The organism is Novispirillum itersonii (genome assembly GCF_014205675.1).
Classification (GTDB): domain Bacteria; phylum Pseudomonadota; class Alphaproteobacteria; order Rhodospirillales; family Rhodospirillaceae; genus Novispirillum; species Novispirillum itersonii_A.
On the sequence record NZ_JACIIX010000007.1, the window covers coordinates 113,508 to 139,596 of the forward strand.

Consider the following 26,089-nt stretch of genomic DNA (forward strand, 5'->3'; position numbering starts at 1 on the left):
CCGGGGCAGAGTTTTTTGGGTCCGGGTCTTTTGGGTCCGGGTCTTTTGGGTCCGGGTCTTTTGGGTCCGGGTCTTTTGGGTCCGGGTCTTTTGGGACATAAAAGAAACGGCGGCCTTCGGTGCCGCCGTTTCTTTAGGCCGGACAGTCTGCGCTTCAGCGGCAGCGGGCGATGGCCACCACGGTCAGCGCGGCGGCGAAGGCCCCGGGGTCGGCATTGTAGAAGGCCAGCGCGAAGGTGGAGGTCACCACCGCCGGGATCACCGTCACCCCCTTGGGGCGGAGCACGGCAAGGGCCGACACCGCAATGGCCACCCAGGCAAAAACCTTGCGGTACATCAGCTCTCCCAGCACCGGCCGCAGAGTGCAGTCCAGCCCCTTCGCCCCCAGCGCACAGGCCTCGGCGGCGGCATCATTGTGCAGCCAGGCATATTTGCCCCACACCATCAGGGCGGCGCAGGCGATGGCGAACAGGGCGTAGGACAGGGGACGGCCGGAGAGGCACCGGGGGCCGGGCATCGGGGTCGGCTGGGGGACAGAGGTCACGGCGGGGTGTCCTTGCTGCGGTGGGCGGGGTGGGCCGGGCCCGGGAGGGGACCGGCGGACCAGATCCCTCCCTCTACCTGAAAACCGGCGGCGGTGCCACTGGTTGCTGCACCGGCAAATTTCCCCTAAAGTCCGCCGGAGAAGGGCGAGGTGTGTGATGTCTGTCATTTCCCGGTGTCGTGGCCTCTGCTTAGGGCGGCCTGTTCCGGGGTGTGGCGGGACTCTGGCAGGATTGAAAGTCTGGGGATGACCGGAGTTTTTGAAACAGCCCCGATGTCTGCTGACGGGGGTCGCGGCCACGGGGGACGCGGCCACGGGGGACACGGACAGGGGGCAGAGGGGCCGGACCGGCCCTATCTGAGTCATTTCGGGTTGCGGGAAGAGCCTTTCCCTGCCGCAGCCTCGGCCCGTGCCTATTTTCTGACCTCGGCCAGCTATCAGGTTCTGGAAGGTCTGCGGGCGGCGCTGGCTTCCGGCACCCCGCTGATGCGGGTCTGCGGGGCCGACGGTGTCGGCAAGACCCTGCTGGCGGAGATGGTGCCGTCGGTGATGACGCCGGAGATGGAGCCGGTGGTGCTGGATGCCGCCGGTCTGGGAACCGATCCGTTCGCGCTGGTCCTGCGCCGGGCGCTGGGGATGCCGGAGACCGCCTCTGATCCGCTGGCCGATATGCTGTCGGTTCTGGCGGCGGCACGGGATGAGAATGTCAGCCCGGTTCTGGTGATCGACAACGCCCATCTGCTGGGGACGGAAGCGTTGCAGGCCCTGAACGCCCTGCTGACCCCGCCGGTGTCCGGTGGACCGGCACCGATGCAGGTGGTGTTGATCGGCACCCCCCATCTTGAAACGCTGCTGGGCGCATCACGGTTTCCGCGTCTGCGCCGCGCTGGCGGGTATATGGCGGAACTGGTGCCGTTTACCCGGCAGGAAGCAACCGACTACATCGGCTACCGGCTGCGCAAGGCGCAGGCGCAGACCCGTCCGGCGCCGCTGTTCGAGGATCTGGCGGTGCAGCGTCTGGTGACCGCCTGCTGCGGCAACCCCCGGGTGCTGAATGTCACCTGCGAGGCGGCCCTGTTGATCGCCTATGCAGAGGGGGCGGAACGGGTTGGCAAAACCCATGCGGACCGGGCGATTGAAGGGGCCAGAATGCCCTCCCGGTTCGGGCAGTGGCTGTCCGGGGGGCGGCTGTCGTGGGTGGCCGGTGTGGCCGGGGTGCTGATCGGGGCCGGGGTTACGGCGGCGGTGATCAGCCGGGGCCTGTTGCCTGTGCCGCTGGCGTCCGCCCCGGCCCCGGTTGCCGCCCCGGTGGTCGCTGCGGCTCCAGCCCCGGCTCCGTCCGCCGATCCGGAACCGCAGGCCGCAGGGCTTCCCGCAGCTCCCTTGCCTGCGGTGGCTCCGGCAGAGGGGGTGACGCCGCCGTTGGCGGCGGTAGCGGAGCCAGAAGTGCCCCTCCCCTCTGTGTCGCCGGAGGCTGGTGAGGCTGATATTCTGGCCGCTGTGCAGGCTGTGGCCCCGTCGGCGGCTCCGGCTGTCGCGGCAGAGGTTGAGGTCATCCGGGGGCGGACCGTTAAACCGCACCATGATAAAGCCCCTGACGCGTCCCGCACCGTTGAGGCGAAGCCTGTCCCGGCCCCTGCCTCTACCCCGGAAACGGCCGAGAAATCTGCGCCGGTGAAGGCGGTGGCAGAGGCAGGCCCGGCGGTTAAGGCGGCATCGCCCCACCGTCTGGCGGAAAAGCCGGTTGAGAAACCTCCGGAGAAGCCTGTCGAAAAGATCCCGGAAAAACCGGTTGAGAAGCCCGCCGTCAGGCCTGCCGATAAGCCCCTTGAAAAGCCGGTGGTGAAGGCCGATCCGCCACCGGTGGCCAAACCCGTGGCGGAGCCGAAGCGGGTTGACAGTAAGCCGCCGAAGCCGCAACCGGCACCGGAGCCGGTCGTTGCAGTCAAACCCGCTGCGGTGAAACCCGCCCCGACGCCGCAGGCCGCTTCCGGGACCTCCGCCGGTCGGCAGGAGAATGGCCGCTGGGTGTGGCAATAACCTCCGGGCTCCCGATCAGCGGGGGTACCGGAACGCGTTTTATCCGTTCGTTTCCATGGGCCGGGGCATCACGCCCCGGCTGACTGGTCCCTTGATTCTCTCTGGGGTCCTCCCCACAATGCTGCTATGCGGGCCTAAACCGGCGGGATCGGCACCGATCATTGCTCCGGCAGCCTCAAGTTTACTTTTTGATCAGGAGTGTGAAGGCTGATGACCTGTCGCTTTGCCGCCGTTGTCCGCGGATGTCTGTTGGCTTTTCCGGTTCTTGCAACACTGGTTGCGCCGGGATGGGCTCAGGCCCCGGCAGCGGAGGCCGCTGCACCGGTCTCCGTCTCGCACGGAATTGCCATGCACGGGGCCCTGAAGTACCCGGCGGGTTTCCACAATTTTGACTATGCCAATCCCGCCGCCCCCAAGGGCGGGACGCTGAAGATGTATTCGCTCGGCGGGTTTGACAGCTTCAATCCCTTTGTCATCAAGGGGACCTCGGCCCCCGGGGTGTCGATGCTGTTCGACACCCTGCTGGTGTCGGCGGCGGACGAGGCCTTCAGTGAATACGGGCTGCTGGCGGAAAGCATCGAGCTGCCGGAAAACCGGGCCTGGGTGGCCTTTACCCTGCGCAAACAGGCCCGCTTCCATGACGGCTCGCCGGTGACGGCGGAGGATGTGGTGTTCTCCTTCAACACCCTGCGGGAGAAGGGGGATCCGTTCTATCGGCTGTATTACGCCAATGTCGCCAAGGTGGAGGCGGAGGGCCCGCTGAAGGTCCGCTTTACCTTCGACGGGGCGGATAACCGCGAGTTGCCGCTGATTCTCGGGCAGATGCCGGTGCTGTCGAAAGCGTACTGGAAAACCCGTGATTTCAGCGCCAGCACGCTGGAGGCCCCGGTTGGCAGCGGCCCCTATAAGGTCAAGGCGTTCGAGGCCGGGCGCTATGTGGTCTATGAGCGGGTCAAGGACTGGTGGGCGAAGGATCTGGGGGTCACCAAGGGCCAGTATAACTTCGACGAGATCCGCTACGATGTGTTCCGCGATGAGACCGTCGCGCTGGAGGCCTTCAAGGCCGGGGCCTACGACCTGCGGGTTGAGGGCGTCGCCAAGCAGTGGGCCACCGCCTATGAGTTTCCGGCCCGCACCGAGGGCAAAGTTAAGCTGAAGCTGTTTGAAAACCATATGCCGTCCGGCATGCAGGGCTTTGTCTTCAACCAGCGCCGCGCGGTGTTTGAAGACCCCCGCGTGCGGGAGGCTTTGGGCTACGCCTTTGATTTTGAATGGGCCAACCAGAACCTGTTCTATGGGCAGTACACCCGGACCCGCAGCTATTTCGATAACTCGGAACTGGCGGCCACCGGCCTGCCGTCGCCGGAGGAAATGAAGCTGCTGGCCCCGTGGCGCGGCAAGATCCCGGAAGAGGTCTTCACCAAGGTCTATGCGCCGCCGACCACCGAAGGCACCGGATCGCAGCGGGCCAACCTGCGCTATGCGCTGGATCTGCTGCAACAGGCCGGGTGGGATGTGAAGAACGGCGTGCTGACCAATGCCAAGACCGGCAAGGCGATGACCTTTGAAATCCTGCTCGGGTCCCCGACCTTCGAGCGGGTGGTCCTGCCCTATGTGCAGAGCCTGAAGCGGCTGGGCATCACCGCCACCCTGCGCACCGTCGATGCCGCGCAGTATCAGAACCGGGTCAAGTCCTATGACTTTGACATGGTGGTCACGGTCTGGGGTCAGTCGATGTCCCCGGGCAATGAACAGCGGGAGTTCTGGGGATCGGCGGCGGCGGATCAGCCGGGATCCCGCAATCTGGCCGGGGTGAAAAATCCGGCGGTGGATGCGCTGGTCGATGCCGTGGTCCGTGCCCGCACCCGCGAGGATCTGGTGACCGCCACCCGGGCACTGGACCGGGTGCTGCTGTGGTCCTATCTGGTGGTGCCGCACTGGCACTTCCCGGCCACCCGTCTGGCGTGGTGGGACCGTTTCGGGATGCCGGAGGTGGTGCCGGACAAGGGCGTTGACCTGATGACGTGGTGGGTCAAACCCCAGTAAGCAAGCGACGGACGGTAAAGGCGGCGACACGATGGGTGCCTATATCCTGCGGCGACTGCTGCTGATTCCCCTGACCCTGCTGGGGATTCTGACGGTCAATTTCTTCATTGCCCAGCTGGCCCCCGGCGGGCCGGTGGATCTGATGCTGGCCCGTCTGGAAGGCGGCAGCACCGATGCGCTGGGCCGTCTGTCTGGGGCATCCGGTCAGGGCGAGGTGGCGGTGGCCCCGTCCCCCACCGATAAAAACGGCTCGGCCTATCGCGGACGGCAGGGGCTGGACCCTGATTTCATCCGCCAGATCGAGGCCCAGTTCGGCTTCGATAAGCCCCTGCACGAGCGCTATCTGAAAATGCTCGGCGATTATCTGCGCTTTGATCTGGGAGAGAGTTTTTACCGCTCCCAGAAAGTGACGGAGCTGATTCTGGAAAAGCTGCCGGTATCGATGTCGCTCGGCATCGCTTCCACCCTGATCATTTATCTGGTGTCGATTCCGCTGGGCATCTGGAAGGCGGTGCGCGACGGCAGCCGCTTTGATGTGATCTCCAGCTGGGTGGTGATCATCGGCTATGCGATTCCGGGATTCCTGTTTGCGATCCTGCTGGTGGTGGTGCTGGCCGGGGGGCGGTATCTGACCCTGTTCCCGCTGCGCGGGCTGACGTCGGATGACTTTGACCAGCTTTCCGCCGCCGGGCAGGTGCTGGACTATCTGTGGCATCTGGCGCTGCCGGTGACGGCGATGGTGATCGGCGGCTTTGCCAGCCTGACCCTGCTGACCAAAAACTCGTTTCTGGAAGAGATCACCAAGCAGTATGTGGTGACCGCCCGCGCCAAGGGGGTCAGCGAACGCGGGGTGCTGTACCGGCATATTTTCCGCAATGCCATGCTGCTGATCATCGCCGGGTTCCCGGCGGCGCTGGTGGGGATGCTGTTTACCGGCAGTGTGCTGATTGAGGTGATCTTCTCCCTCGACGGCCTCGGGCTGCTGGGGTTTGAGGCGGTGACCAACCGCGATTATCCGGTGATGTTCGGCACCCTCTACATTTTTGGCCTGATCGGCCTGCTCCTCAACCTGATCAGCGATGTGACCTACCATCTGGTCGATCCGCGCATTGATTTCGAGGCCCGGTAACATGGCAGGACGTCTTTCTCCGCTGTGGCAGCGCCGCTTTGATGCTTTCCGCGCCAACCGCCGGGGCTGGTGGAGCCTGTGGATCTTCACCGTCCTGTTCGTGGTCAGCCTGCTGGCCGAGGTGATCGCCAACGACCGCCCGGTGGCGGTGTGGTATGACGGCGGCCTGTATGCGCCGGTGCTGAAGGACTATCCGGAAACCACCTTCGGCGGCATTTTCCCGACTCCGGCCGATTACCGCGACCCGGAAGTGCAGGCGCTGATCGAAGAGAAGGGCTGGATCCTGTGGCCGCTGGTGCGTTTTTCCGCCCAGACCGTCAATTTCGCGCTGCAACAGCCGGCCCCCAGCCCGCCGTCGCTGGAGAATCCGCTGGGCACCGATGATCAGGGCCGCGATGTGCTGGCCCGCCTGCTGTATGGATTCCGGCTGTCGGTGCTGTTTGGCCTGACACTGACGGTGGTGTCGTCGGCGGTGGGGATTCTCGCCGGGGCGGTGCAGGGCTTTTTCGGTGGCTGGCTCGATCTGCTGGGCCAGCGGTTTCTGGAAATCTGGGGCGGTCTGCCGCAGCTGTTCATCCTGATCATCGTGTCGAGTGTGATCGTGCCGGGGTTCTGGACCCTGCTGATCGTCCTGCTGCTGTTTTCGTGGACGGCGCTGGTCGGGCTGGTGCGGGCGGAGGTGCTGCGGGCACGGTCGCTGGACTATGTGCGGGCGGCGCGGGCGCTGGGTCTGCCGGAAGGGCGGATCCTGCTGCGCCATGTGCTGCCGAATGCGATGGTGGCGACTTTCACCTTCGCGCCGTTCATCCTGTCGGGGTCGCTGGTGTCGCTGACAGCCCTCGATTTTCTGGGTCTGGGGATGCCGCCGGGCTCGGCATCGCTGGGGGAACTGCTCAGTCAGGGCAAGGAAAATTTACAGGCGCCGTGGCTGGGCATCACCGGCTTCGTGGTGCTGGCGGCGCTGCTGACCCTGCTGGTGTTCATCGGCGAGGCGGTCCGCGATGCCTTCGACCCCCGCAAAACCCTGCGCTGAGGAGTCCGGGATGACCTCTTCTGTTTTTCCGTCGGCGTCTGCTGCGGATCCCGTGCTGTCGGTGTCAGACCTGTCAGTGACCTTCCGCTCCGGCACGGCGGCGGTCCGGGGCGTCAGCTTTTCGATCCGGCGTGGCGAGACGGTGGCGCTGGTCGGGGAATCCGGCTCCGGCAAGTCGGTGACGGCACTGTCGGTGCTGCAACTGCTGTCGCCGTCCGGGGTGACCTCCTCGGGCAGTCTGCGGGTGCTGGGGACCGAGATGATCGGAGCCCCGCCCGCCGTGTTGCAGACGGTGCGCGGCAACCGGGTGGGGATGGTGTTTCAGGAGCCGATGACCAGCCTGAACCCGCTGCACAGCATCGGGCAGCAGGTGGAGGAGGCGGTCAGCCTGCATCAGCCCCTGCGCGGCGCGGCCCTGCGCGACCGGGTGGTGGAGCTGCTGTCGCTGGTCGGTCTGCCTGACCCGGCGAAGCGCCTGAATGCCCTGCCGCATGAACTGTCCGGCGGCCAGCGGCAGCGGGTGATGATTGCCATGGCGCTGGCCAATTCGCCGGATCTGCTGATCGCCGACGAGCCGACGACGGCGCTGGATGTGACCATTCAGGCGCAGATTCTGGATCTGCTGCGTGATCTGCAACGGCGGATCGGCATGGCGATCCTGTTCATCACCCATGACCTGACGCTGGTGAAGCAGTTCGCCGGGCGGGTCTGCGTGATGAAGGATGGCCGGATTGTTGAAAACGGCGAGACGCAGGCGGTGTTTGCCGCTCCGCAGCATGCCTATACCCGCCATCTGTTGGCCTCGCATCCGTCCGGACAGCCGGTTCCGGTCGAGCCGGACGCGCCCGACGTGCTGGCGGTGGAGGCCCTGAAGGTGTGGTTCCCGGTGCGCGGCGGGGTGTTCCGCCGGGTGGTGGACCATGTCCGCGCCGTCAACGGCGTGTCGTTCCACCTGAAGCAGGGGCAGACACTGGGCATCGTCGGGGAATCCGGCTCCGGCAAGACCACGCTGGCGCTGGCGTTGCTGCGGCTGGTGCAGGGGGATCTTGGCGGGCGGGCTGTTTTCGCGGGATCTGATCTGATGGCCCAGCCCCGCCCGGCCTTACAGGCCCTGCGGCGGGATCTTCAGGTGGTGTTTCAGGATCCGTTCGGGTCGCTCAGCCCGCGGATGAGTGTCGGCGAGATTATTGCGGAAGGGCTGCGGCTGCACGACCCGATGCCGGAGGCGCAGATCCGCGACCGGGTGGCGGCGGTGCTGGAGGAGGTGGGCTTGCCCGCCGACAGTCAGGACCGCTATCCGCATGAGTTTTCCGGCGGGCAACGTCAGCGTATCTCGATTGCCCGGGCGTTGATCCTGCGTCCCCGCCTGATTGTGCTGGATGAACCGACCAGTGCGCTTGATCTGACGGTACAGGCACAGATTATCTCTCTGTTGCGCGATCTTCAGCAGCGCTATCGTCTGACCTATCTGTTCATCAGCCATGATCTGCGGGTTGTGCGGGTGCTGGCGCACCGGTTGCTGGTGATGCGGGGCGGAGAGGTGATGGAGGAGGGGGAGACCGAAACGGTTTTCGCCGCCCCGGGTCACCCGTATACCCGGGCGCTGCTGGCGGCGGCGTTCCCGGATCAGGGGATCGGATCAGAGTGACTGAGCGTAACACTGCAATGGCGGCCCGGTTCCCCGGTGGGACCGGCCTGCTCCGGCTGCTGCGGGTCTGCGGCGGTGCTGTCGGCCTGACTCTGTTTCTGGCCGCCTGTTCCGGTGCGACCCCGCAGCGGGACGGGACTGCCGGGCTGACGGCGGATCTGGCCGCCCCGTCGTCGGGGGGCTCCGCCGGGCGGCCCGCCGTTGTGGTTGCGACGCCTGTTTCGGCCCCGGTTCCGGCTGTGACCAAACCGTCCCCTGTGGTGTCTGCCGCCGTTTCCACTCCGGTCGCCGCTCCCGGCCCTGCCCCGGTTCCGGCTGCCGGACAGGATGTGGGGGCCCTGACCACCCGGGGCGGTGCCGGGCGGGTGGCGCAGCTGACGCAGATCCGCTGCGATGCGGCGCTGACCGAGGCCAGTGATGCGGTGTATCGATACCGCAAGCTGTCGGTGCAGGAAATCTCTGCCCGCAGCTGGGCGGAGGAGGCGCTTCGGGCCTCCGATCTGGCGCAGCGGGCCTGTGACATGGCCCCGGATCAGGCGATGACCGCCCTGTCGCTGCGGGCGACGGCCCTGTACCTGCATGGGCAGTACAGCCGGGCGGCCCTGTATCTGGAGCAGGTGCCGGAACAGACCCTGCCGGAGGCCCTGCCCCGGAGTGGCGGCCTGTCAACGGCGGCGGTGGTCCGCCAGTGCCAGACCCATCGCCCGGATCTCGATGACCTGCGGCTGGGCATTCTGCTGAAACAGGCCGGGCATGGGGTACAGGGGGCCGAACACCTGAAGCGGGCAGCCCGCAGTGCCTGTGCCCCGCTGGCAAAGCTGGCCGATGCCCTGCGGCGGACCTGATCGCCTGCCCGTTCAGGACTTTCCCCTTGCCAAAGCCCGCCGGATACCCGACCTGATAGGGTATGATGACCTCTGTTTCCTCTTCCGGATCCGACGCCCGGATCACCGCCGTTCTTGGTCCGACCAACACCGGCAAGACCCATCTGGCCATTGAGCGCATGCTGGGTCATGCCAGCGGCATGATCGGCTTTCCCCTGCGGCTGCTGGCCCGGGAAAACTACGACCGTATCGTCAAGGCCAAGGGGCCGGGGGCGGTGGCCCTGATCACGGGGGAGGAAAAGATCCTGCCCCCCAATCCCCGCTACTTTGTCTGCACGGTGGAGGCGATGCCCCTGCACCGGGCGGTGGAGTTTCTGGCGATTGATGAAATCCAGCTGGCTGCCGATCCCGACCGGGGGCACATCTTCACCGACCGGCTGCTGCGGGCACGCGGACGGTCGGAGACGATGTTTCTGGGCTCGGAGACCATCCGCCCGCTGATCCGCCAGCTGGTGCCGGGGGTGGAGTTTGTCACCCGGCCCCGCTTTTCCAGCCTGACCTACAGCGGGCCGCGCAAGCTGACCCGCCTGCCCCGCCGCTCGGCGGTGGTGGCGTTTTCCTCGGCCGATGTCTATTCGATCGCCGAGCTGATCCGCCGTCAGTCCGGCGGGGCGGCAGTGGTGCTGGGGGCGCTCAGCCCGCGCACCCGCAACGCGCAGGTGGCGCTGTATCAGTCCGGCGATGTGGAATATCTGGTCGCCACCGATGCCATCGGCATGGGGCTGAACATGGATATCGACCATGTTGCCTTTGCCGCCCTGCGCAAGTTTGACGGGCGGGTGCCGCGCGATCTGACGTCCAGCGAGGTGGCGCAGATTGCCGGGCGGGCCGGGCGCCACATGAATGACGGCACCTTCGGCACCACCGGCGACGCCGGAGAAATTGACCCGGAGCTGATCGAGCAGGTGGAGGAACACACCTTTCCGCCGCTGCGCGGCCTGTTCTGGCGGAATCCGGATCTGCGGTTCACCAGCCTCGAAACCCTGCTGGCCTCTCTCGGGCGGCCCTCCGAGGTTCCGGGGCTGATCCGCACCCGCCCGGCCGACGATCAGGTGGCGCTGGAAACGCTGGCACAGGATGCCGATATCCGCGACCTGACCCGGGGGATCGACCGGGTCAAACTGCTGTGGGATGTCTGCCAGATCCCGGATTTCCGCAAGCTGACCGCCCAGAACCATGCCCGTCTGCTGGGGCAGATTTTCCGGCATCTGGCCACCGGTCCCCGCCGCCTGCCCACCGACTGGGTGGCCGGGCATCTGGCGGCGCTGGACCGTACCGACGGCGATATGCACACCCTGATTGACCGCATCGCCGCCATCCGGGTCTGGGCCTATGTCGGTCAGCGGGCCGACTGGCTGCATGACGCCCGGCACTGGCAGGATACTGCCCGGCGGATTGAGGATTCCCTGTCCGATGCCCTGCATGAACGGCTGACCCAGCGCTTTGTTGATGTCCGCACCAGTGTGCTGGCCAGGCGGTTGCAGCAGGGCGGGCCGCTGCTGGCCTCGGTGTCGCGGGGGGATCAGGTTCGCGTCGAGGGCCATTCCGTCGGCACGCTGGAAGGGTTGACCTTCATCCCGGAAAAGGGCGAAAGCCGGATGGCGGACCGGGCGGTGATGAATGCCGCCAGCAAGGCCCTGCGCGGAGAGATCAGCCGCCGGGTGCAGGATCTGGCGCAGGCGGAGGATGACCTGATTGCCCTGTCGCCGCAGGGGCGGCTGCTGTGGCGTGGGGCGGATGTGGCGCGGCTGGTGCCGGGGCCGGATGTCCTGCGGCCGGAAGTCGAAATCACCGGCGATGATTTTCTCGATGGACTGCAACGGGATCAGGTCCGCACCCGTCTGCGGCAGTGGGTGCAGACCACCCTGAAAGAAGAGCTGTCGCCGTTGCTGGATGACCCGGTGATGCCGCTGGCGGCAGCAGCCCGGGGGATTCTGTATCAGGTGCGGGAAGGGTTGGGGTCGTGTCCGGAGCGGGCGGTGCGCCCGCTGCTGGCCGCGCTGACGCCGGAGGACCGGCAGGCCCTGACCCGGACCGGGGTGCGGTTCGGGCGGCTGCGGGTGTTTGTCCCGGCGCTGCTGAAGCCTGCGGCGGTGCGGTTGCGGGCGATTCTGCTGGCGGTTTTTGCCGGGCAGCCGCCGGTGGTGATCCGGGACGGCGCAATGGTTCTGGAGCCGCTGCCGGGGCAGGACGCCGCCTTCCATGCGGCGATCGGCTTCCCGCTGACCGGGGGCTGGGCGGTGCGGATTGATGCGCAGGAACGGCTGGCGGCGGCGGTCCGGCAGGCCCTGCGGCAACAGAAAGACGGGGGGGAGGCGACGCCGGAGATTGCCCTCGACCGGGCGGCGCTGTCGATCCTCAGCGCCCCGGCGCCGACGGTGGCCGATGTGCTGACGGCTCTGGGGTTTGGGGCGCGGGCGGAAGGCTCGGCGGTGCTGGTCCGGGCCGGGCCGGGGAAAGGGGACCGCAGGGCATCCGGACCGGCAAGCCCGGACCGGTTTTCGCCGGGAGGCGGACGGGGCCGTCCGGACCATGGCAGGGGCCATGACAGGAGCCGGGGGCGGCAGCGGGCGGAGTCTGATAATCCGTTTGCGGTGCTGAAAGCCCATGTCCGCGAGGTGCCACCGCCTGTACCGGAGCCGCCTGCCATCGCCGATCCACCGCCGCCCTCCCCGGAGGACGCACCGGGGGACGCAGCGGTCAAACGCCGCCGCCGCCGGAAAAAACCGGCGATGGCTTCGGTGTCCGTTTCAGTTTCCGCTTCCGGGCCTGCGTCAGTTCCTGTTGCGGGCTCTGCCGGGCCCGGGGGAGAGCCGACGGGGGACGCCCCGCCGCCCCGCCGTCGCCGCCCACGCCGTAAACCGAACCCAAAGACTGCTCCTGCCGGAGGGACACCGTCATGACAGAACCAGCCACCAAACTCAGACTCGACAAATGGCTGTGGTTCGCCCGGTTTGTCAAAACCCGGGGGCTGGCGCAGGACCTGTGCGAGAGTGGCCATGTCCGCCTGAACGGTCAGCCGGTCAGTAAGGCATCGACCTCGGTGAAGCCGGGGGATGAGCTGGTTCTGGTGCTGGGGCCGTACCGGCGCGCCCTGCGGGTTCTGGCCTTGGGGGTACGGCGTGGCCCGGCCCCGGAGGCCCAGACCCTGTATGAGGAAACGGCTGAGCCTGAACGTCTGGGCGGGTTCCTCAGCGAGTTCCGGCCCTCCGGCGAAGGACGGCCGACCAAAAAAGACCGTCGGGCTCTCGACCGTCTGAAGGCGATGGACTGAGCCGGTTCCGGCGTGTCAGCGTCTGCCGCGACATATTTGCACGGCATCATATGCCGGAATCGGCAGGGCTTATGGTAAGCTGACAGCTAAACCTGTTCCGCACGGGGGTGCATGGGGGCGGGGACGCTGAAAGGGGAAGGTCAGCGCCAGATGTCTGTCAGCCGGTGTTTTATCCATGCCCTGCTCGTGGTGCTGTCTGTTTTGACCGGGCTGCATCCGTGGACCCGGGCCGGGGCGGATCCTGTGTCCCGGGGGCTGTTTGAGGACGGGCACTGCCTCCGGCCGGTCCGGGTGGGCTATCTGCCGCGTCCCCCGTATCAGGCGGTTTCTGAAACCGGTGAGATCCGGGGCATCGACCTTGATCTTGTCCGCGAGGTGCTGACGGCGGTCGGCTGCCCGACGGAATTTGTCGCGGTCGGCTGGCCGCGGGCCCTGCCCCTGTTGGAGCGCGGGGTGATTGATATGTTGCCCGGCGCGTCCTTCAGCGTGGAGCGGGCTGTCTATGCCCAGTTCAGCGTACCGTACCGGCGGGAAACTTTTGCCCTCTATGTCCGGTCCGGGCAGGTGGAGGCCTATCCGCTGGCGTCGCTGGCCGATGTCGGTCCGCAACGGTTTCATCTGGCCCTGAATGCGGATGCCCTGTACGGGGCCGAGGTTTCCGCCCTGCTGACGGTCCCGGAGTTCCGGGCGCAGGTGACCCTGATCAAGGGGGTTGAGCAGCCGTCGCTCGTTTCTATAGGCAGGGTTGATGGGTATCTTCTCGATACCGGAACGGCATCCTCTTATAATGGATCAGTGACGCGGGCTGAACAGCTGGAGCGCCATCCGGCCGTCACCATTGATAACGGTCCGGTGCATTTCATGTTCAGCCGGCTGACGGTGCCGGACAGTCTGGTCGGGTTGGTCAATGAGCGCATTGCCCTGCGCCCGGACGGAGCTGATGCCATCCGGTGACGGTGCCGGTCGCTGACAACACCGGACGGCGTTCTGTCAGGGATCATGGGGTCATGGGGGGATGCGGACCTGCGCGGGTCTGCTGCCAAAAGGGGTTTGAGATGATTCCCCAGAAGCCTTCCGGGACATTCCGGCTGTCCGCACGGGCCGGAGACCGGGCCCCGTTCCGGGGGCTGATGGCCTGCGCGGTCATGGTCTGGGCGGTGCTGTCTGCTGTCTCCTCCCCGGCTGCCTCCCTCTGTCCCGATGTTGTCCGGATCGGGTATCTGCCTGACTGGCCCCCCTATCAGTATGTGGATTCTGAAGGCCAGCCGCAGGGGCTGGATGTGGAGGCTGCCCGTCGGGCGGTCAGCGCGGCGGGATGCCCGCTGGAACTGGTGGCGATTGGCTGGCCCCGGGTGATGTCGCTGCTCGAAAAGGGAGTGGTCGATATGGTGGCCGGGATTTCGGAAACCCCGGAACGGGACCAGATCGCCGCCTTCAGTGCCCCCTATCGCCGCGAGCAGGTCGGCCTGTATGTCCGGCCGGGGGACAGCCGTGTCTACCCCCTGACCGGCCTTGCCGATATCGAGACCCTGCGGTTCCGGCTCGGGGTAACGGCAGGGGCCTATTATGGCGATGACTTTTTGCGGCTGATGGCCCGCCCGGCGTTCCGGTCCCATGTGGTGGAGGTGCAGGGCGCGGATAATCCGGGACTGGTGGTGATCGGCCGGGTTGACGGCTATCTCCTCGATGTCATCTCGGCGCAGGCGGTGATGCAGGAGGCTGATCCGCCGCTGGTGCTGGAACAGCATCCGGGGGTGCTGATTGATAACGGCTCCATCCATTTTGCTTACAGCCGGATCCGGATGTCGCCGGAGCTGGTGGCCCGGATTGATGCCCTGCTGCCGCAGGACGGAGCGGAGGAGGGGGACAAGGCCCGGCCATCCAACTGACGTTATCCGGCGGAAGGTACGGGAGCAGGGCTGTTACTGCGGTCCGGTGGCGGCGATCAGGGCTTTCAGCCGGGCGGTGATGGCCGGGTTGGTCCAGTCGGCCTCGCCGGTCAGGCGGGCAATCTGGCGGCCCTGTGGGTCCAGCAGGATGCTGACCGGCAGGCCGGGGGCATGGAAGGCCCGCCCGGCATTGCCTTTGGGGTCGAGCAGGATATCCAGACCGGTCAGGGAATTGCGGGCCAGATAGGGGTCAACCTGCCGGGCTCCGCCCAGATCCTGACTGATGGCGACCACCTGAAAGCGGTCGCCGCCCAGCGTCCGTTGCAGGGTCATCAGTGATGGCATTTCCTTCAGGCAGGGCTGGCACCAGGTGGCCCACAGATTGACCAGAACGACCTTACCACGCCACAGCTCCAGCCCCACCGGCTGGCCTGCCCGGTCGGTGACCTCCGGGGATTGATGGCGGCAGGGCGGCACGGTTTCCACCAACGTTCCCAGCATACGCATCCCGGCCTTGTCAGCCTCTGCCGAACAGGCCGGAGCGGCATCGGTGCTGACGATTTGTTCCGCCCGCACCGCCTGCGGGGTTGCAAGTACGCCCGTAATGGTCAAAATCGCCCGCAGGGTGCCTGCCGTCCGCAGGATCCGCCCTTTAGTCCTTGCCGTGTTCCAGCCGGGTAGCCGCAGCATCATGACCACGTCCTCTTCCTCCGCCTCCTCCACCAGCAGCATCTGGGGGGGCCGTTTTGAGTCCGGCCCGTCAGCCGTCATGGAAGCGATCAATGCCTCCATCGGTTTTGACAAGCGCCTGTACAGGCAGGATATCGCTGGCTCGCGCGCCCATTGCAAGATGCTGGCAGCGGCCGGGGTGATTTCTGACGCGGACCGGGATGCCATTCTGACCGGTCTGGCGCAGGTGGAACAGGAAATTGAAACCGGCGTGTTCGAATTCAAGACGGCGCTGGAAGACATCCACATGAACGTGGAAAGCCGCCTGAAAGAGCTGATCGGCGAACCGGCGGGCCGTCTGCACACCGCCCGGTCGCGCAACGATCAGGTGGCGACTGATTTCCGCCTGTGGGTGCGCGATGCCACCGACCGGGCGCAGGCGCAGCTGAAGGCCCTGATCACCGCCCTGATCGGGCAGGCGGAACGCCATGCCGCCACCGTGATGCCGGGCTTCACCCATCTGCAGGCGGCGCAGCCGGTGACCTTTGGCCACCACATGCTGGCCTATGTCGAAATGTTCGGCCGCGACCTTGGCCGTTTTGCCGATGCCCGCAGGCGGATGAATGAATGCCCGCTGGGGTCGGCGGCACTGGCCGGAACCGGCTTCCCGATCGACCGTTTCATGACGGCGGCGGAGCTGGGCTTCGACCGCCCGATGGCCAATTCTCTGGATGGTGTGTCTGACCGCGATTTCGCGCTGGAATACATGAGCAGCGCCGCCATCACCAGCGTCCACCTGTCGCGTCTGGCCGAGGAACTGGTGATCTGGACCTCGGCGCAGTTCCGCTTCGTGCGGCTGCCGGATGGTTATTCCACCGGCTCGTCGATCATGCCGCAGAAGCGCAACCCCGATGCGGCGGAACTGATCCGCGCCAAGGCCGGGCGGGTGATCGGCGACCTGAATGCCCTGCTGATCGTGATGAAGGGGCTGCCGCTGGCCTATTCCAAGGACATGCAGGACGATAAGGAGCCGGTGTTTGAGGTTGCCGATACGCTGGACCTGTCGCTGCTGGCGATGACCGGGATGATCGCGGAACTGACCGCCAACGTTGACCGCCTGCGGGCCGCCGCCGGGGCCGGGTTCACCACCGCCACCGACATTGCCGACTGGTGTGTGCGGGCCCTGAACATGCCGTTCCGCGATGCCCACCATGTTGCCGGATCGATCGTCAAAATGGCCGAGCAGCGCAACGTCGGTCTGGAAGACCTGTCGCTGGCTGATCTCCAGACGGTTGAGGCGCGGATCACCCCGGAAGCCATGAAGGTGCTGTCGGTCGATTATTCGGTGGCCAGCCGCACCTCCTACGGCGGCACCGCTCCGGCCAATGTGGCGGAACAGGTGGCCCGGGCCAAAGCCCGCTTTCTGGAGGGCTGAGGGATGACGCGCTGGTCCGCTGTGGTGCGGGTGGTGCTGACGCTGGCGGTGATTGCGGTCGCCGCCGGGTCCCTGTCCGCCTGCGGGCGCAAGGGCAAGCCGGTCGGCCCCGACGGGGCCAGCTACGATCTGCCCTATCCCCGCTCCTGACCTCTGTTTTCTGTTTTAGACCCCCCAGCCGGATGATCTGCCGTTATGCATCATTTTGATTACCGGAATGGCGTGCTGCACGCCGAAGATGTCGCCCTGACCGAGATTGCCGAAGCGGTGGGCACCCCGTTTTATGCCTATTCAACGGCGACGCTGGAGCGGCATTACACCGTGTTCCGCGATTCGCTGGCCGAGGTGAACGGCTCTGTCTGCTTTGCGGTGAAGGCCAACAGCAATCAGGCGGTTCTGCGCACGCTGGGGGCGCTGGGCTGCGGGGCCGATGTGGTGTCAGTCGGGGAAATGCAGGTGGCGATCCGGGCCGGGATTCCGGCCAGCCGCATCATTTACTCCGGGGTTGGCAAGACCGCGGATGATCTGGAGCAGGCGCTGGAGGCCGGGGTCCATCAGATCAACGTCGAGTCGGCGCCGGAGCTGGAGCTGCTGAACGCGGTGGCGTCGGCCCGGGGCGTGCGCGCCCCGGTGGCCCTGCGCGTCAACCCCGATGTCGGGGCGGGTGGGCACGAGAAGATCACCACCGGCAACAAGGAAACCAAGTTCGGCATCGAATGGACGGCGGCGCATGCTATCTATAAGCGGGCGGTCAGCCTGCCGGGCATCGACGTCAAGGGCATCGCCATTCACATCGGCAGCCAGATCGCCAGCCTGAAGCCGTTTGAGGCGGCCTTCCTGCGGGTGCGGGATCTGGTGGCGATCCTGCGGGCCGACGGTATTCAGATTTCCCGCCTCGATCTGGGCGGCGGTCTCGGTGTGCCGTATGAGGACGGGAATGACATTCCGCCGCCGCCGCCGGAATATGCCGCCATCGTCAAGCGCACGCTGGGGGATCTCGGCTGCGCCATCACCTGCGAACCGGGCCGCCTGATTGTCGGCAATGCCGGGGTGCTGGTGTCGGAAGTGATCTATGTGAAGGAAGGCAGCACCCGCACCTTCGCGGTGGTTGATGCCGCCATGAACGACCTGATGCGCCCGGCAATGTATGACGCTTTCCATGGCATTGTTCCGGTGGCCCAGCCGGAAGCCGGGGCGGAGCAGATTGCCTATGACGTGGTCGGCCCGGTCTGCGAAACCAGCGATATCTTCGCCAAGCAGCGCCGCCTGCCGGTTCTGGCCGCCGGAGATCTGATCGCCTTCCGCACCGCCGGGGCCTATGGGGCGTCGATGTCCAACCAGTACAACACCCGGCCGCTGATTCCGGAAGTGCTGGTGAAGGGCGACCGCTTTGCCGTCATCCGCCGCCGCCCGACGCTGGATGAGATGCTGGCGCTGGAGCAGACCCCGGACTGGATGGCCTGAGGCCGGGGCCGTCCGCAGCCGTCTGTTACCCGATCAGGGGGGAGGTGCCGCAGGGTGCCTCCCCCCGGTTGTTTTTCCGGGCGCAAACAGCCGGTTCTGATACGGACGTTGCGTCAAACAGGCTTCCCGGGACGGAAACTTTCGTGGCGGCGGGTGGCATAGCCCGTGACAACCGGATGGACTTTCCCTAAGATGATCTCCGACACTACCCGAAAGAGGTGGGATCAAGAACAATCAGGGAGGCCGTCACGGCCGTTTCCGCACAGACCCCGGCAGACAACCGCCCCGCAGAGGACCGGTGCCAGAGGGGATGGTGGAAACAGTCCGGGGGATGGGGATCTGTCACCGCACGGGCCGGCCGGCCGGTTGCGGACGGTGGATGCCTCAGGCCGGACGCTGTGCCTCAGTCTCCCTGCGGGTTGCAGAAACGGACCTGTACCGCCGCTGGGTGTGGCGGTGCCGGTCATGCGGATGACTGAAGGAGACACCCTCTCATGGACGCCAATGTGTTCCCGGTTCCCGAGGCGATTGCCAAAACCGCGCTGATCGACAACGCCAAATACCTTGAAATGTATGACCGTTCGGTGAAGGACTCTGTCGGGTTCTGGGCCGAGCATGGTCAGCGCATCGACTGGATCAAGCCCTACACCGAGGTGAAGGACGTATCCTATGATCCGCATGATGTGCATATCCGCTGGTTCCACGACGGCACCCTGAACGTCTCGGCCAACTGCCTTGACCGTCACCTCGCCACCCGCGGCGATCAGACCGCCATCATCTGGGAAGGGGATGATCCGTCGGAAAGCGAGAACATCACCTACCGTGATCTGCACGCCCGCGTGTGCCGCTTCGCCAACGCCATGAAGGCGCAGGGCGTCAAGAAGGGCGACCGCGTCTGCATCTATCTGCCGATGATCCCGGAAGCAGCGGTGGCGATGCTGGCCTGCGCCCGCATCGGTGCCGTGCATTCCATCGTCTTCGGCGGCTTCTCGCCGGACAGCCTGTCCAACCGCATTCAGGATTCTGAGTGCGTGATGCTGATCACCTCGGACGAAGGTCTGCGCGGTGGCCGTAAGGTGCCGCTGAAGGCCAACGCCGATAAGGCCCTGGAAACCTGCCCGTCGGTGACGTCGGTGGTGGTGGTCAAGCGCACCGGCGGGGCCGTGGCGATGACCGAAGGCCGCGACGTGTGGTACCACGACGTGGTGGCCGCCGCCTCCGCCGACTGCCCGGCGGAAGAGCTGGACGCCGAACACCCGCTGTTCATCCTCTACACCTCCGGCTCCACCGGCAAGCCGAAGGGGGTTCTGCACACCTCCGGCGGCTATCTGGTCTATGCCTCGATGACCCATCAGTACGTCTTTGACTACAAGGATGGGGATATCTACTGGTGTACGGCGGATGTGGGCTGGGTCACCGGTCACTCCTACATCGTCTATGGTCCGCTGGCCAACGGTGCCACCACCCTGATGTTTGAAGGCGTGCCGAACTACCCGTCGGTGTCGCGCTTCTGGGATGTGATTGACAAGCATCAGGTCTCCATCTTCTACACCGCCCCGACCGCCATCCGTTCGCTGATGCGCGAAGGGGAAGAGCCGGTGCAGCGTACCAGCCGCAAGTCCCTGCGCCTGCTGGGGTCGGTTGGCGAGCCGATCAATCCGGAAGCCTGGCTGTGGTATCACCGCGTGGTCGGTGACAGCCGCTGCCCGATCGTTGACACCTGGTGGCAGACCGAAACCGGCGGCATCCTGATCACCCCGCTGCCGGGCGCGACCGCCCTGAAGCCGGGCTCGGCCACCCGTCCGTTCTTCGGCGTGGTGCCGCTGCTGGTCGATGCCGAAGGCAATGAACTCTCCGGGGCCACCGAAGGCAACCTGTGCATCGCCGATTCGTGGCCGGGCCAGATGCGGACGGTGTATGGCGACCACGAGCGCTTCGTGCAGACCTACTTCACCACCTACAAGGGCTATTACTTCACCGGCGACGGCTGCCGCCGCGATGAGGATGGCTATTACTGGATCACCGGCCGCGTTGACGACGTCATCAACGTGTCCGGCCACCGTATGGGCACCGCCGAAGTCGAATCGGCTCTGGTGGCCCATCCGAAGGTCGCCGAAGCGGCGGTGGTCGGGTATCCGCACGACATCAAGGGGCAGGGCATCTATGCCTATGTCACGCTGGTGGCGGGCGAGGAACCGACCGAAGCCCTGCGCAAGGAACTGGTGGGTTGGGTCCGCACCGAAATCGGCCCGATTGCCAGCCCGGATGTGATCCAGTGGGCCCCCGGCCTGCCGAAGACCCGCTCCGGCAAGATCATGCGCCGCATTCTGCGCAAGATCGCCGAGAACGACTTCGGGGCGCTGGGCGATACTTCGACCCTTGCCGATCCGACCGTTGTTGATGACCTGATCGATAACCGTCCGGATGCCTGAGGCCTCAGTGGCTTCAGAGTTCTGATGGCTTCCGTCAAAAGCCCCCCGGGTCAGTCTGATCCGGGGGGCTTTTTGTTGGGGTCCTCACGGATTTCCGGGGGACCGTGTCGGGCGGGGTTACACAGACCCGGCCTGCCGTTCCAGCACCAGCAGGACGCGGCTGCCGAGAATCCGCCGCAGCCAGCGCGGCCAGCGGTCTTCCCGCTCCAGCCAGCGTGGCGTGGCCTGACGCCACAGATCGGACGGGCCGCCGAAGGGCTCGCACAGGGTCAGGATCAGGCCGGGGGCGTGGCGGGGCAGCTCATCGGCCCGCTTCAGCAGGCAGGTGATGGCGGTGCCGGGCCGGAACCCTTGGTGGGGGACGGCCGAAAACCATGGGTCCAGTCCGGGGTGAACCCGCTGGCGGCGGATCAGGCGGTGCAGGATCTGCCCCCACGGCCCCAGCCACGGTTCCACCAGTGCCAGATGGCCGCCGGGGCGCAGCACCCGGTCCACTTCCGTCAGCAGCCGGGCCGGGCAGCGCAGCCGGGCCAGCACATCGACACCGATGATGCTGCTGAGGCTGGCATCCGGCCATGGCAGATGCCGGGGATCAATCACCACATCCACCCGGCGCGGCGGCGGATCGTCGGGGTGAATGCCCCACCGGACCGCCTGCGGGGAGAACAGGGTCTGGATCAGATCAGGATGTTCGGCATGCAGGCGGTGGCGCAGCCCGGAATCACCGGGGGTGGCCAGCAGAACCTGCGGCCCGGCCCCGGCAGGAGCGAACGGCAGGACGGCGGCCATGGCATGGCGTTCCGCCAGCTTGCGCGGCGGCACCTGCGACGGCGGGGGATGATGGCTGTCAGGTCCAGCGGTCGGCGGCGGTGTCATCGCTGCTCTTGGCCTCCACCCAGCTCCGGCTGTCGCCGTGCTGTTCCTGCTTCCAGAACGGGGCGCGGGTTTTCAGCCAGTCCATCAGGAACTCGCAGGCGGCAAAGGCGGCGGCCCGGTGGGCGGAGCGGGTGCCGACAAAAACGATGCGGTCCCCCGGCACCAGACGGCCATGGCGGTGCACGATCACCACCGCCGACAGCGGCCAGCGGCGGCGGGCTTCGTCGGCCAGCGCCTGAAGCTGCTTTTCGGTCATGCCGGGGTAGTGTTCCAGCGTCAGGGCGGTCAGGGTACCGCTGTCATCGCGGACGGTGCCGGTGAAGGTGGCGACCGCCCCGGCGGCAGGATCGTCCATCAGCCCGTTCAGCAGGGCTCCGGCATCAAAGTCTTCAGTCTGGACGCGGATCATCGGCCCCTCCGTCAGCCGCCGGTGACCGGCGGGAAAAAGGCGACCTCATCGCTGTCCCTGACCGGGGCATCCAGCCCGGCGTGATCCTGATTGACCGCCACCCGCACCAGCGCCAGATCGGCAAAGGCAGTGGCATGGCCGGGACTCCGGGTCTTCAGCCAGTCAATCAGGGCGGCGACGGTGGTGATCTCGGCGGGCAGGGCGCACTGTTCGCTGCCGGTCCCGACCTTCTCCCGCAGCCAGGCGAAGTAGAACAGATCCATGGCGGAAACTCCTTACTGCGGGGATGGCAGGGACAGGGCCTGAAGGGCGAAGGCGCAGACGGCCTGCGGATCATTCAGCGGCAGCACCGGCACCGGGGCACCGGGCAGCGCGACATCACTGGCGATGGCGATCAGCCCCGCCAAGGAGGCCGGATCCGGCATCGGCTTGCCGGAGGCGGCACGGTGGATCAGGATCTTCGGCTGTGGATAGGGCCGGAATCCTTCGACCAGCACCAGATCGACCGGGGCCATCCGGGCCAGCAGGGCCTCCAGCGGCAGTTCATCGGCACCCCGGTATTCATGCTGAATGACAAAGCGGGCGGTGGAGGCCAGAACCACTTCCTCCGCCCCGGCCATCCGGTGTTCATAGGTATCCTTGCCCGGCTGGTCGAGATCCACCGTGTGGTGGGTGTGCTTGACGGTGGAGACCGTCAGACCCGCCGCCCGGAACAGGGGCAGAACCTTGATCAGCAGGGTGGTTTTGCCGCTGCCGGACGGGCCGGTGAAGCCAAGAACTTTCATCGGGACTGCCTTCAGTGACCGGCGGCGGCGTCAGAGGCCGCCATATGGCGCAGACCGGCTTTCAGATAGTCATAGCCGGTGATGCCGGTCAGTCCGGCGGCCAGCCACAGGGTGACATCCCCCAGATCCCGGGCTGGGATCCAGGCCGGGGCGGCATCGCCGACGATCAGCAGCGGCAGGGCGATCATCTGCACGGCGGTTTTCCACTTGGCCAGTTTGGTGACCGGCATCCCGACCCGCAGTTCCGCCAGATATTCCCGCAGCCCGGACACCAGAATCTCCCGGCATAGGATCACCAGCGCCGGCAGAACCGACCACGGCCCGATGCGGTCAAAGGCGACCAGCATCAGGAGGATCGAGGCGACCAGCAGCTTGTCGGCGATCGGGTCGAGAAAGCGGCCGAGGGCGGACACCTTGTTCCAGCGGCGGGCCAGCCAGCCATCAAAGAAGTCAGAGATCCCGGCGGCGGAAAACAGTGCCAGCGACGCCCACCGCATTTCCGGGCTGTCGAGGTAAAACGCCGCGACCAGCAGCGGAATCACCACGATCCGGAACATGGTCAGCAAGTTGGGCAGACTGAACACCGCATCACCTCAAATTACAGCCGGTTTTCCCCGGAAAACGGAAGAAAGGACCGGCAGCCAACGCCGGGGCGGACGTGCGCTGGCAGTCTACCCGCCCGGATGAAAGTGGTCATAGATTTTTTTTGCCAAAGCGGCACTGATCCCTTCAACCGCCTGTAGATCGGTCAGCCCGGCCTCCTCGACTCCCTTGGCGGAGCCAAAGTGGTGCAGCAGGGCTTTCTTGCGGCGCGGGCCGATGCCGGGCAGGGCATCCAGCCGGGAGACCCCCAGCGCCCGCGACCGTTTGCTGCGGTGGGTGCCGTTGGCGTGGCGGTGGGCCTCGTCCCGCAGCCGTTGCAGGAAGTAATGCACCGGGTGGGTGTGGGGCAGGGTGAAGGGGGCCCGCCCTGGCTGGTGGTAAACCTCGCGCCCGGCATTGCGGTCCGGCCCCTTGGCGATGGAGATCAGCGCCACCGATCCCTCGCCGCTCAGGGGGATGCCAAGGGCGGCGAAGACCTCTTCCGCCACCGATAACTGGCCCTTGCCGCCGTCGATCAGCACCACATCCGGCCACTGGCCGCGGTCGTGATCGGGGTCTTCCTTCAGGGCGCGGCTGAAGCGCCGGGTCAGCACCTCGCGCATCATCCCGAAGTCGTCGCCGGGGGTCAGGTCGGTGTCGCGGATGTTGAAGGTGCGGTAGGCCGCCTTGTTGAAGCCCTCCGGCCCGGCGACAATCATGCCGCCGACCGCATGGGCTCCCTGAATATGGGCGTTGTCGTAGACTTCCACCCGCTGCGGGCTGCCCGGCAGGGCGAAGACCTCCACCATGCCGTCCAGCAGCGCCTTCTGGGCCGAGGTTTCGGCCAGCCGCCGCCCCAGCGCCTCGCGGGCGTTGGTCAGGGCATGGTCGACCGCCTTCACCTTATCCCCGCGTCTGGGGACATGCAGCTCAACGGCGTGTTCGGCCCGCAGTTTCAGGGCGTCGCGGACCAGATCCTGATTGGGCAGCGGTTCCGACAGCAGCACCCGCACCGGCGGGCGGCGGGCGGCGTAAAACTGACCGACAAAGGCCTCCAGCACTTCTCCGGCCGGAACGTCATGAGCATGGACCGGGAAATAGGCGCGGTTGCCGTAGTTCTGCCCCATACGGAAGAAGAACACCTGAATACAGGTCTGGCCCCCGGCCTGATGTACCGCCATCACATCGGCGTCGCCCAGATCGCCGATGCTGATGTCCTGATGGGCCTGAATGCGGGCGATGGCCCGCAGACGGTCGCGCAGCTGGGCGGCGTCCTCAAATTCCAGCGCTTCGGCATGGGCTTCCATCCGGGCGATCAGGTCCTGTTGGATTTCCTGACTGTGACCGGTCAGGAAGGCGCGGGCCTGCGTCACCAGCGCCGCATACTCCTCTTCGCTGACCTTGCTGACGCAGGGGGCGCAGCAGCGTTTGATCTGGTGCAGCAGGCAGGCCCGGGTCCGGGTGGCGAACACGCTGTCGGTACAGGTGCGCAGCAGAAAGGCCTTCTGCAGGATGGTCAGGGTCTCGGTGACGGCATGGGCGGAGGCAAAGGGGCCGAAGTATTCGCCCTTGGCCTCGCGGTTGCCCCGGTACTTGATGATCTGCGGATAGGCATGGTCGCCGGTGATCAGCACATAGGGGAAGGATTTGTCATCGCGCAGCAGGATGTTGTAGCGCGGCTTCAGCTTCTTGATCAGGTTGGATTCAAGCAGCAGGGCTTCCGCCTCGGTGTGGGTGTTCACCACTTCCATGCTGACGGTTTCGCGCACCATCCGTTGCAGGCGCAGCGGCAGGGCCTCAACCCGGGTGTAGGCGACCACCCGCTTTTTCAGGCTTTTGGCTTTTCCCACATACAGGGCATCGCCGTGCCGGTTCAGCATCCGGTAGACGCCGGGGCTGTCGGGCAGGGTGCGCAGGGTGGCGCGGATCACCTCCACCCCGTGGGTCAGGCTGCCGCTGTCGGCGGGCGCGGAAATCAGCGAAGGGGTGTCGGTCGTCATGGCCGGGATTTGGGGACAAATCCCCCGGCAGGTCAAGGGGCGGTGCGTTCCGTTTTTCCCCGGTGCCGGTGTGGCGGTCTGTGGGGGGAAATCAGACTCATACCCACAGATCGGGGGAGCCTCCCCGGTCATCCCCCGCTATCCACCGAATCTGTGGATAACTTTGTGGGGAAACTGGGTGCCGACCGCCGACTCCCGCAGGACTCCTAGAGTCCCACCGGTTTGCCCAAAAAACAGGCAAAAATCATAACTCATTGATTTTTATTGTGTATAACAAAAAAGAGAGACTCGGGGAGAGTCTCTCTTTTGCTGTCTTGACAGAGGCAGGAGGTTGGCGCAGCCCGAACCCATCCTGTGCACAACTTTTGGGTCAGACCCGATTCGGCACCGCAAAACCCTAGGAGTCGGGGCCGTCGGGATAACCGGAACGCGATGCGGACGAGTCTTCCGTCAAGCGTTCGCCGTCACAGAACCGGCTGGGGATATCACGGCAACGGCAGGGTGCTGATGCGTTCGATTTCAACCCCGACGGCGGCAACGTCAGAGATGACGTCCAGCTTTTCCACCCGCACCCGGGCCATGCGGACGCGCGGATCCTGCAAACAGATGGCGGCGATGCGTTCTGACAGGGTTTCCACCAGATTGATGTGGCCGTCCTGCGTCATGGCGCGGACCCGGTTGGCGATCTGTTCATAACAGACCACCTGATCCAGCGAATCCCCGCTCATGCTGATCCGTTCCAGCACCCCGAGGTCAACGTTGATCCGCACCCGCTGCGGGGTGGTGTGTTCGTGGTCATACACACCGATCAGGCAGGTCACGACCATATCGCGGACGAAGACATGGCGCAGGCCCTGCTCGGCGTCAGCGATACGGGGGGACGCCGGGCGCAGCGGAGCGATGACGGGGGCGGTGCTGGAAGGAGAAGACATCGGACGCGGGGTCTCCGG

General features: G+C 66.1%; 23 protein-coding genes. 14 read left to right on the forward strand and 9 right to left on the reverse strand.

Translation table 11 applies throughout. The features are described 5' to 3' along the window. Nucleotides 1-154: 154 nt before the first annotated feature. Entirely contained in the window at nt 155-544 is a 390-nt protein-coding gene (locus FHS48_RS10765) for a hypothetical protein (protein ID WP_184263565.1), read from the reverse strand. A gap of 273 nt (nt 545-817) precedes the next feature. On the opposite strand from FHS48_RS10765, the gene FHS48_RS20460 reads away from it, so the two are divergent. The 10 genes from FHS48_RS20460 to FHS48_RS10815 all read left to right on the forward strand — a co-directional run bounded on the left by FHS48_RS20460 (nt 818) and on the right by FHS48_RS10815 (nt 14,487). Continuing rightward, entirely contained in the window at nt 818-2,584 is a 1,767-nt protein-coding gene (locus FHS48_RS20460) for an AAA family ATPase (RefSeq protein WP_184263566.1), read from the forward strand. A 210-nt stretch (nt 2,585-2,794) separates the two neighbouring features. Next, nucleotides 2,795-4,630 carry an extracellular solute-binding protein gene (locus tag FHS48_RS10775; protein WP_184263567.1) on the forward strand — a complete coding sequence of 612 codons (1,836 nt, stop codon included), beginning with the start codon at nt 2,795-2,797 and terminating at the stop codon, nt 4,628-4,630. 31 nt (nt 4,631-4,661) lie between these two features. After that, nucleotides 4,662-5,759 carry a microcin C ABC transporter permease YejB gene (locus FHS48_RS10780; protein ID WP_184263568.1) on the forward strand — a complete coding sequence of 366 codons (1,098 nt, stop codon included), beginning with the start codon at nt 4,662-4,664 and terminating at the stop codon, nt 5,757-5,759. Between the two features lies 1 nt (nt 5,760). Then, nucleotides 5,761-6,792, forward strand: a complete 1,032-nt coding sequence (locus FHS48_RS10785) for an ABC transporter permease (RefSeq protein ID WP_184263569.1) — start codon at nt 5,761-5,763, stop codon at nt 6,790-6,792. A 10-nt stretch (nt 6,793-6,802) separates the two neighbouring features. After that, nucleotides 6,803-8,440, forward strand: coding sequence for an ABC transporter ATP-binding protein (locus FHS48_RS10790; protein ID WP_184263570.1), 1,638 nt, complete (start codon nt 6,803-6,805; stop codon nt 8,438-8,440). Beyond that, nucleotides 8,437-9,285 (forward strand): hypothetical protein, encoded by an 849-nt coding sequence (locus tag FHS48_RS10795; protein ID WP_184263571.1) that lies wholly within the window; start codon nt 8,437-8,439, stop codon nt 9,283-9,285. The genes FHS48_RS10790 and FHS48_RS10795 overlap by 4 nt, the downstream gene beginning before the upstream one ends. A gap of 62 nt (nt 9,286-9,347) precedes the next feature. Continuing rightward, entirely contained in the window at nt 9,348-12,227 is a 2,880-nt protein-coding gene (locus FHS48_RS10800; RefSeq protein WP_260402432.1) for a helicase-related protein, read from the forward strand. After that, complete coding sequence (locus FHS48_RS10805) at nt 12,224-12,598, forward strand: RNA-binding S4 domain-containing protein (RefSeq protein WP_184263572.1); 375 nt, start codon at nt 12,224-12,226, stop codon at nt 12,596-12,598. Before FHS48_RS10800 ends, FHS48_RS10805 begins: the two co-directional genes overlap by 4 nt. Before the next feature lie 150 nt (nt 12,599-12,748). Then, the gene (locus FHS48_RS10810; protein WP_184263573.1) at nt 12,749-13,552 is read left to right on the forward strand and encodes a substrate-binding periplasmic protein; all 804 of its coding nucleotides are present in this window, start codon (nt 12,749-12,751) and stop codon (nt 13,550-13,552) included. A 101-nt stretch (nt 13,553-13,653) separates the two neighbouring features. Then, complete coding sequence (locus tag FHS48_RS10815) at nt 13,654-14,487, forward strand: substrate-binding periplasmic protein (protein WP_184263574.1); 834 nt, start codon at nt 13,654-13,656, stop codon at nt 14,485-14,487. Between the two features lie 33 nt (nt 14,488-14,520). Here FHS48_RS10815 and FHS48_RS10820 read toward each other — a convergent pair whose 3' ends face one another. Beyond that, nucleotides 14,521-15,180 (reverse strand): TlpA disulfide reductase family protein, encoded by a 660-nt coding sequence (locus FHS48_RS10820; RefSeq protein WP_184263575.1) that lies wholly within the window; start codon nt 15,178-15,180, stop codon nt 14,521-14,523. Here FHS48_RS10820 and argH point away from each other — a divergent pair. The 4 genes from argH to acs all read left to right on the forward strand — a co-directional run bounded on the left by argH (nt 15,179) and on the right by acs (nt 20,487). Further along, complete coding sequence (gene argH / locus FHS48_RS10825) at nt 15,179-16,591, forward strand: argininosuccinate lyase (protein ID WP_184263576.1); 1,413 nt, start codon at nt 15,179-15,181, stop codon at nt 16,589-16,591. The two genes, FHS48_RS10820 and argH, sit on opposite strands and share 2 nt — an antisense overlap. Nucleotides 16,592-16,594: 3 nt before the next feature. Further along, nucleotides 16,595-16,741, forward strand: a complete 147-nt coding sequence (locus FHS48_RS10830) for a lipoprotein (RefSeq protein ID WP_184263577.1) — start codon at nt 16,595-16,597, stop codon at nt 16,739-16,741. 45 nt (nt 16,742-16,786) lie between these two features. Then, entirely contained in the window at nt 16,787-18,055 is a 1,269-nt protein-coding gene (lysA, locus tag FHS48_RS10835) for a diaminopimelate decarboxylase (RefSeq protein WP_184263578.1), read from the forward strand. A gap of 494 nt (nt 18,056-18,549) precedes the next feature. After that, nucleotides 18,550-20,487 (forward strand): acetate--CoA ligase, encoded by a 1,938-nt coding sequence (gene acs / locus FHS48_RS10840; RefSeq protein WP_184263579.1) that lies wholly within the window; start codon nt 18,550-18,552, stop codon nt 20,485-20,487. 117 nt (nt 20,488-20,604) lie between these two features. On the opposite strand, the gene FHS48_RS10845 is transcribed toward acs, so the two are convergent. The 7 genes from FHS48_RS10845 to folB all read right to left on the reverse strand — a co-directional run bounded on the left by FHS48_RS10845 (nt 20,605) and on the right by folB (nt 26,071). Further along, nucleotides 20,605-21,363, reverse strand: a complete 759-nt coding sequence (locus FHS48_RS10845; protein ID WP_184263580.1) for a class I SAM-dependent methyltransferase — start codon at nt 21,361-21,363, stop codon at nt 20,605-20,607. Next, entirely contained in the window at nt 21,335-21,772 is a 438-nt protein-coding gene (locus tag FHS48_RS10850) for a molybdenum cofactor biosynthesis protein MoaE (RefSeq protein ID WP_184263581.1), read from the reverse strand. The genes FHS48_RS10845 and FHS48_RS10850 overlap by 29 nt, the downstream gene beginning before the upstream one ends. Before the next feature lie 11 nt (nt 21,773-21,783). Continuing rightward, nucleotides 21,784-22,035 (reverse strand): molybdopterin converting factor subunit 1, encoded by a 252-nt coding sequence (gene moaD / locus FHS48_RS10855; protein WP_184263582.1) that lies wholly within the window; start codon nt 22,033-22,035, stop codon nt 21,784-21,786. 12 nt (nt 22,036-22,047) lie between these two features. Next, nucleotides 22,048-22,557: a molybdopterin-guanine dinucleotide biosynthesis protein B gene (gene mobB, locus FHS48_RS10860; protein ID WP_184263583.1), complete on the reverse strand. Its 510-nt coding sequence runs from the start codon at nt 22,555-22,557 to the stop codon at nt 22,048-22,050. An 11-nt stretch (nt 22,558-22,568) separates the two neighbouring features. After that, a complete protein-coding gene (gene pgsA, locus FHS48_RS10865; protein WP_184263584.1) occupies nt 22,569-23,141 on the reverse strand; it encodes a CDP-diacylglycerol--glycerol-3-phosphate 3-phosphatidyltransferase in 573 nt (190 codons plus the stop codon). An 87-nt stretch (nt 23,142-23,228) separates the two neighbouring features. Next, a complete protein-coding gene (gene uvrC, locus FHS48_RS10870) occupies nt 23,229-25,118 on the reverse strand; it encodes an excinuclease ABC subunit UvrC (protein WP_416046511.1) in 1,890 nt (629 codons plus the stop codon). 506 nt (nt 25,119-25,624) lie between these two features. Continuing rightward, a complete protein-coding gene (gene folB / locus FHS48_RS10875) occupies nt 25,625-26,071 on the reverse strand; it encodes a dihydroneopterin aldolase (protein WP_184263586.1) in 447 nt (148 codons plus the stop codon). Nucleotides 26,072-26,089: the final 18 nt, after the last annotated feature.

Excerpts from the sequence above, each read along its gene's own strand:
- FHS48_RS10790 (WP_184263570.1), top strand. The coding sequence starts at position 6,803 with ATGACCTCTTCTGTTTTTCCGTCGGCGTCTGCTGCGGATCCCGTGCTG.
- mobB (WP_184263583.1), bottom strand. The coding sequence starts at position 22,557 with ATGAAAGTTCTTGGCTTCACCGGCCCGTCCGGCAGCGGCAAAACCACC.
- FHS48_RS10780 (WP_184263568.1), top strand. The coding sequence starts at position 4,662 with ATGGGTGCCTATATCCTGCGGCGACTGCTGCTGATTCCCCTGACCCTG.
- FHS48_RS20460 (WP_184263566.1), top strand. The coding sequence starts at position 818 with ATGTCTGCTGACGGGGGTCGCGGCCACGGGGGACGCGGCCACGGGGGA.
- FHS48_RS10845 (WP_184263580.1), bottom strand. The coding sequence starts at position 21,363 with ATGACACCGCCGCCGACCGCTGGACCTGACAGCCATCATCCCCCGCCG.
- FHS48_RS10830 (WP_184263577.1), top strand. The coding sequence starts at position 16,595 with ATGACGCGCTGGTCCGCTGTGGTGCGGGTGGTGCTGACGCTGGCGGTG.
- FHS48_RS10785 (WP_184263569.1), top strand. The coding sequence starts at position 5,761 with ATGGCAGGACGTCTTTCTCCGCTGTGGCAGCGCCGCTTTGATGCTTTC.
- argH (WP_184263576.1), top strand. The coding sequence starts at position 15,179 with ATGACCACGTCCTCTTCCTCCGCCTCCTCCACCAGCAGCATCTGGGGG.
- FHS48_RS10810 (WP_184263573.1), top strand. The coding sequence starts at position 12,749 with ATGTCTGTCAGCCGGTGTTTTATCCATGCCCTGCTCGTGGTGCTGTCT.
- FHS48_RS10775 (WP_184263567.1), top strand. The coding sequence starts at position 2,795 with ATGACCTGTCGCTTTGCCGCCGTTGTCCGCGGATGTCTGTTGGCTTTT.
- acs (WP_184263579.1), top strand. The coding sequence starts at position 18,550 with ATGGACGCCAATGTGTTCCCGGTTCCCGAGGCGATTGCCAAAACCGCG.
- folB (WP_184263586.1), bottom strand. The coding sequence starts at position 26,071 with ATGTCTTCTCCTTCCAGCACCGCCCCCGTCATCGCTCCGCTGCGCCCG.
- FHS48_RS10800 (WP_260402432.1), top strand. The coding sequence starts at position 9,348 with ATGATGACCTCTGTTTCCTCTTCCGGATCCGACGCCCGGATCACCGCC.
- FHS48_RS10820 (WP_184263575.1), bottom strand. The coding sequence starts at position 15,180 with ATGATGCTGCGGCTACCCGGCTGGAACACGGCAAGGACTAAAGGGCGG.
- FHS48_RS10805 (WP_184263572.1), top strand. The coding sequence starts at position 12,224 with ATGACAGAACCAGCCACCAAACTCAGACTCGACAAATGGCTGTGGTTC.
- FHS48_RS10815 (WP_184263574.1), top strand. The coding sequence starts at position 13,654 with ATGATTCCCCAGAAGCCTTCCGGGACATTCCGGCTGTCCGCACGGGCC.
- moaD (WP_184263582.1), bottom strand. The coding sequence starts at position 22,035 with ATGGATCTGTTCTACTTCGCCTGGCTGCGGGAGAAGGTCGGGACCGGC.
- lysA (WP_184263578.1), top strand. The coding sequence starts at position 16,787 with ATGCATCATTTTGATTACCGGAATGGCGTGCTGCACGCCGAAGATGTC.
- FHS48_RS10850 (WP_184263581.1), bottom strand. The coding sequence starts at position 21,772 with ATGATCCGCGTCCAGACTGAAGACTTTGATGCCGGAGCCCTGCTGAAC.